Origin of the sequence: Streptomyces sp. CBMA123, assembly GCF_014596465.1 — a bacterium.
Classification (GTDB): Bacteria; Actinomycetota; Actinomycetes; order Streptomycetales; family Streptomycetaceae; genus Kitasatospora.
The window spans coordinates 1-5,691 of the sequence record NZ_MECK01000310.1; the positions used below are offsets into that span (position 1 = coordinate 1).

A 5,691-nucleotide genomic window follows, 5' to 3' on the forward strand; every position below is an offset into this window, starting at 1 on the left:
TCGGCCCGCGTCCCGGTGGCTTCGGCGGTCGTCCCGGCGGCCCGGGTGCCCGTGGTGGCACGCAGGGCGCCTTCGGTCGTGGCCCGGGCGGTCGCCCGGCGCGCGGTCGCAAGTCGAAGCGGGCGAAGCGCCAGGAGTACGAGGCCATGCAGGCCCCGTCCGTCGGCGGTGTGATGCTGCCTCGCGGCAACGGCCAGACCGTTCGCCTGTCGAGCGGCGCCTCGCTGATGGACTTCGCGGAGAAGATCAACGCCAACCCGGCCGCGCTCGTCTCGGTGATGTTCAACCTCGGTGAGATGGTCACCGCGACCCAGTCGGTCTCCGACGCGACCCTCGAGCTGCTGGCCGGCGAGATGGGCTTCATCCTGGAGATCGTCAGCCGGGACGACGAGGACCGCGAGCTGCTGGAGTCGTTCGACATCGACTTCGGTGCCAACGAGGGCGACGAGGACCAGCTGGCCCCGCGCCCGCCGGTCGTCACCGTCATGGGTCACGTCGACCACGGTAAGACCCGCCTGCTGGACGCCATTCGCAAGTCGAACGTGGTGGCCGGCGAGGCCGGTGGCATCACCCAGCACATCGGTGCCTACCAGGTCGCCACGGTCGTCAACGGCGAAGAGCGCCCGATCACCTTCCTCGACACCCCGGGTCACGAGGCGTTCTCCGCCATGCGTGCCCGTGGTGCCAAGTCCACCGACATCGCGATCCTGGTGGTCGCGGCCAACGACGGTGTCATGCCGCAGACGGTCGAGGCGCTCAACCACGCCAAGGCCGCGGGTGTGCCGATCGTGGTCGCGGTCAACAAGATCGACGTCGAGGGCGCCGACCCGACCAAGGTCCGCGGTCAGCTGACCGAGTTCGGTCTGGTGGCCGAGGAGTACGGCGGCGACACCATGTTCGTCGACATCTCCGCGCGCCAGGGTCTCAACATCGACCAGCTGCTGGAGGCCGTGGTCCTGACCGCGGACGCCTCGCTCGACCTGCGGGCCAACCCCGAGCAGGACGCGCAGGGTATCGCCATCGAGGCGCACCTCGACAAGGGCCGCGGCGCCATGGCGACCGTGCTCGTGCAGCGCGGTACCCTCCGCGTCGGCGACTCGATCGTGGTCGGCGACGCCTACGGTCGCGTCCGCGCCATGCTGGACGAGAACGGCAACAGCCTCGCCGAGGCCGGCCCGTCCCGCCCGGTGCTGCTGCTCGGTCTGACCTCGGTGCCCCGCGCCGGCGACAGCTTCATCGTCGTCGACGAGGACCGCACCGCCCGTCAGATCGCCGAGAAGCGCTCGGCCCGCGACCGCAACGCCGCCTTCGCGCAGCGTCGGGTCCGGGTGTCCCTGGAGGACCTGGACAAGGCCATCGCCGCCGGCGAGATCGAGCAGCTCAACCTCATCATCAAGGGTGACGTCTCCGGTTCGGTCGAGGCCCTCGAGGACGCCCTCGTCAAGCTGGACGTGGGCGAGGAGGTCGAGCTCCGCATCCTGCACCGCGGTGTGGGTGCGATCACCGAGTCCGACGTCAACCTGGCGATGGGTTCGGACGCCATCATCATCGGCTTCAACGTGCGCGCCGAAGGCCGTGCGCGCGCTGCGGCCGACAAGGAAGGCGTGGACGTCCGGTACTACTCGGTCATCTACCAGGCGATCGAGGAGATCGAGAACGCCCTCAAGGGCATGCTCAAGCCCGAGTACGAGGAGGTGCGCCTCGGCTCCGCGGAGATCCGCGAGGTGTTCCGCTCCTCCAAGTTCGGCAACATCGCGGGTGTCATCGTCCGCGAGGGCCTGCTGCGCCGCAACGCCAAGGCCCGCCTCATCCGCGACGGCAAGGTCGTGGCGGAGAGCCTCACCATCGAGGGTCTGCGCCGCTTCAAGGACGACGCGACCGAGGTCCGCGAGGGCTTCGAGGCCGGTGTCACCCTGGGGTCGTTCAACGACATCAAGGTCGAGGACATCATCGAGACCTACGAGATGCGCGAGAAGCCGCGCGCCTAGTCGGTGTCAGCCGGGGCCGGTCGACGGAAGGTATTTCCGTCGACCGGCCCCGGTCTCGCTGTGTAGGGTCCTGGGAAGCCGGCCCGGTTCCGGACCGGCTTCCCGAGGCCTTCCAGGTCGGCGAGACCTGTCATACATGTTCGTGGGAACACTCACCTTCGACCTGCTGCTGGGCGACGTCCACTCGCTCAAGGAGAAGCGTTCGATCGTGCGGCCCATCGTGGCCGAACTGCAGCGCAAGTACAGCGTGTGCGCTGCCGAGACCGGGAACCAGGACCTGCACCGCCGGGCCGAGATCGGCCTCGCGGTGGTCGCCGGCGAAGCCGGGTACGTCACCGAGGTCCTGGACAGCTGTGAGCGGCTGGTCGCCGGCCGCCCCGAGGTGCAGCTCCTCTCCGCGAGGAGGAGGTACCACAACGACGACGACGAATGAGAGCTGTGGAGCCGGCCGGCGGAAGTCGCCGTTCTCACACAGATCAGGACCGAGAGCGCCCGCAAGGCCGGGCGCGGGCCGGTATTTTGGGGCATGGGCCCCGACGGGTGCGCAGCTCGCCCGGGTACCGGGCCCACTGCACGAGGAGGCAACGTGACCGACACCGCAAGGGCGCGCAAGCTCGCCGACCGCATCCAGGTGGTCGTCGCCCAGACCCTGGAGCGGCGGATCAAGGACCCCCGACTGGGGTTCGTGACCATCACCGACACCCGGGTGACCGGCGACCTGCGCGAGGCCACCGTCTTCTACACCGTCTTCGGTGACGAGACCGACCGCGAGGCCACCGCGGCCGCGCTGGAGAGCGCCAAGGGCGTGATCCGCTCCGAGGTCGGCAAGATCGGGGTGCGCTTCACCCCCACGCTGACCTTCGTCGCGGACGCGCTGCCGGAGAACGCCCGGAACATCGACGACCTGCTCGACCGGGCCAAGGCCATCGACGCGGCGGTGCGCACCACCGCCGCGGGCGCGACCTACGCCGGTGACGCGGACCCGTACCGGGTGCCCGCGGCCGAGCGTGACGACGAGGACGAGTAGTCATGGCGGGTGAGTCGGCGCAGGCCGCCTCGCGAGCCGGAACGACCACGGGGGCGTCCTCCACCAGCACGGTGGAGGGTGCCCTCGCGGCGCTCCCCGGCCCGCGCGCCGAGGAGAGCGGCTTCGAGCTGCTCTGGCAGCAGGTGGTGGCGGAGATCGGGCGGGCCCGCTCGATCGACCTGATCTGCCACATCTGCCCGGACGGCGACGCGCTCGGCTCCTCGCTGGCGGCGGCCCTGGCGCTGCGCGGGCTCGGCAAGCACGTGCGGGTCTCCTTCGGCGACGACCCGCAGATCGTGCCCGAGTCGCTGGCCTTCCTGCCCGGCCAGGAGCTGATCGTGCCGGCCGCTGAGGTGCCGGACGTGCCCGAGCTGGTGCTCTGCTTCGACGTCGCCGCGCAGAGCCGGCTGGGGCTGCTGCACGACAAGGCCTTCGCCGCGCCCGTCCTGGTGGTGTTCGACCACCACGCCTCCAACCCGGGCTTCGGCACCCACCAGCTGATCGACCCGTCCGCGCCGGCCACCGCCGTCCTGGTGGACGAGCTGCTGCGCCGGCTCGGCGTTGAACTCGACCAGTCCCTGGCCACCTGCCTCTACACCGGGGTCGCCACCGACACCGGCTCCTTCAAGTACCGGGCCACCACGCCCGCCACCCACGAACTCGCCGGACGGCTGCTGGCCACCGGGATCCGGCACGACCTGATCTCCCGGCAGCTGTGGGACACCTCCTCCTTCGGCTACCTCAAGGTGCTCGCCGCCGCGCTGGACCGGGCCGTCTACGAGCCGGACGCGGCCGGCGGACTGGGCCTGGTGTGGACCTGGGTGCCCTACCAGGACCTGGCGCTGTTCAGCGTCACCGTCGAGGAGATCGAGGGACTGATCGACATCCTGCGCCGGCCGGCCGAGGCCGAGGTGGCGCTGGTGCTCAAGCAGGACCCGGACGGCACGCTGCGCGGCTCCTCCCGCTCCAAGGGGGCGGTGGACGTGGCCGCCGCCTGCGCCGAACTGGGCGGCGGCGGGCACGTCTTCGCGGCCGGGTTCAGCGCCCGGGAGGACGTCGCCGCCGTGGTCGAGCGGTTCCGGGGCGCGCTGCGGCCCTGCCCCTGACCGTCCTGCGGGGAGCGACTCCCGCACGTCCGCATGTTCGTACGACCGCACGTCCGCATGTCCGCATGTCTTGGAGAAAGAACTCGATGAAGCGCAAAGGCACCGGCCCGGACGGCCTGGTGATCGTCGACAAGCCCGAGGGCATCACCTCGCACGGGGTCGTCGCCAAGATGCGGTGGCTGGCCGGGACCCGGAAGGTCGGGCACGCCGGCACGCTGGACCCGATGGCCACCGGGGTGCTGGTGATCGGCGTCGAGCGGGCCACCCGGCTGCTCGGCCACCTGATGCTGACCGCCAAGACGTACGAGGCGACCATCCGGCTCGGCCAGACCACCGTCACCGACGACCGCGAGGGCGAGATCACCGCCTCGGCCCCGGCGGACGGCGTCACCCGGGAGGCGGTCGACGCCGGGATCGCGGCGCTCACCGGCGAGATCATGCAGGTGCCGTCCAAGGTCAGCGCGATCAAGATCGACGGCAAGCGGTCGTACGCCCGGGTGCGCGAGGGCGAGGACTTCGAACTCGCGGCCCGGCCGACCACGATCCACTCCTTCACCGTCCAGGCGCGGCGTGAGGCCGTCGCCGAGGACGGCACGCCGGTGATCGACCTGGACGTCACCGTCGAGTGCTCCTCCGGCACCTACATCCGGGCGCTGGCCCGCGACCTGGGCGCCGGACTGGGCGTCGGCGGGCACCTGACGGCGCTGCGGCGCACCAGGGTCGGGCCGTACGGGGTGGAGTCGGCGCGCACCCTGGAGGAGCTGGAGGCCGCCGTCACCGGCGAGTCCGGCGCGCCGCTGGAGGTGCTGCCGATCGCGGCGGCCGCGGACGCCGCCTTCCCGCGCTGGGACCTGGACGAGGACTCGGCGGAGAAGCTGTCGCACGGCGCCCGGCTGAAGGCGCCCGGGCTGGGCGTGGACGGGCCGATCGCGGTGTTCGGGCCGGACGGGCGCTTCCTCGCGCTGGTCGAGGAGAAGGGCGGGCAGGCGAAGCCGGTCGCGGTGTTCGTCGGCTGAGCAGGGCGTGCTGTCACCCCCCGTCGGGAAGTCCTCCCGGCGGGGGTTTCCGCATGCAGGGGGCACCCTCGGGGGCACCGGTGGAGGAATCACCGGAGGGGGTCCTTCACCCGAACCGGGGGTATCACCCGTGCGGGGGAGCGCGCGAGGTGAACCGCCGTGGTGAACGGCGCAGGCGCGGTCGGGGCGCCCCGGCGGCGGGCAGGCTCCCGGCGGCGAGCGGGCGACGGGCCCGGTCGACGGTCGAGGGGGCGTTCATGCCGGGGTTTGCGGAAGGCGATCCGGAGCGGTACCTGCTGCGGATCCGCGACCTCAACGGGCGGCTGCACGGCTTAGGGTTCGCCGCCGACCCGCAGGGCGGGGTGCTCACCGCACACGAGGCCGTGGCGGGCCTGGACCGGGTGGTGCTGCACACCCCCGGCGGACAGACCCGGGTGCTCGGCCCGGACGCGGTCCTGCCGCTGCCCGAGCACGGGCTCGCCCTGCTGCGCACCGACGCCGTCGGCGGGCTGCCGGTGCCGCCGCTGCCGCTGCCGGTGGCCGCGGTGGGGGCC

The 5,691-nt window shown here is 72.0% G+C and carries 6 protein-coding genes; all 6 read left to right on the plus strand.

The features are described 5' to 3' along the window. Positions 1–1,988 (plus strand): translation initiation factor IF-2 (infB, locus tag BG452_RS28420; protein ID WP_188307212.1); only part of this gene is annotated, 1,988 nt, incomplete at its 5' end. 136 nt (positions 1,989–2,124) lie between these two features. Then, positions 2,125–2,421 carry a DUF503 domain-containing protein gene (locus BG452_RS28425; protein WP_030311386.1) on the plus strand — a complete coding sequence of 99 codons (297 nt, stop codon included), beginning with the start codon at positions 2,125–2,127 and terminating at the stop codon, positions 2,419–2,421. 153 nt (positions 2,422–2,574) lie between these two features. Further along, complete coding sequence (gene rbfA, locus BG452_RS28430) at positions 2,575–3,015, plus strand: 30S ribosome-binding factor RbfA (protein ID WP_188307213.1); 441 nt, start codon at positions 2,575–2,577, stop codon at positions 3,013–3,015. Between the two features lie 2 nt (positions 3,016–3,017). Next, entirely contained in the window at positions 3,018–4,121 is a 1,104-nt protein-coding gene (locus BG452_RS28435) for a DHH family phosphoesterase (protein WP_188307214.1), read from the plus strand. A gap of 86 nt (positions 4,122–4,207) precedes the next feature. Beyond that, positions 4,208–5,137 (plus strand): tRNA pseudouridine(55) synthase TruB, encoded by a 930-nt coding sequence (gene truB / locus BG452_RS28440; protein WP_188307215.1) that lies wholly within the window; start codon positions 4,208–4,210, stop codon positions 5,135–5,137. Between the two features lie 257 nt (positions 5,138–5,394). Continuing rightward, a partial coding sequence (locus BG452_RS28445; RefSeq protein ID WP_188307216.1) for a hypothetical protein occupies positions 5,395–5,691 on the plus strand: 297 nt, incomplete at its 3' end.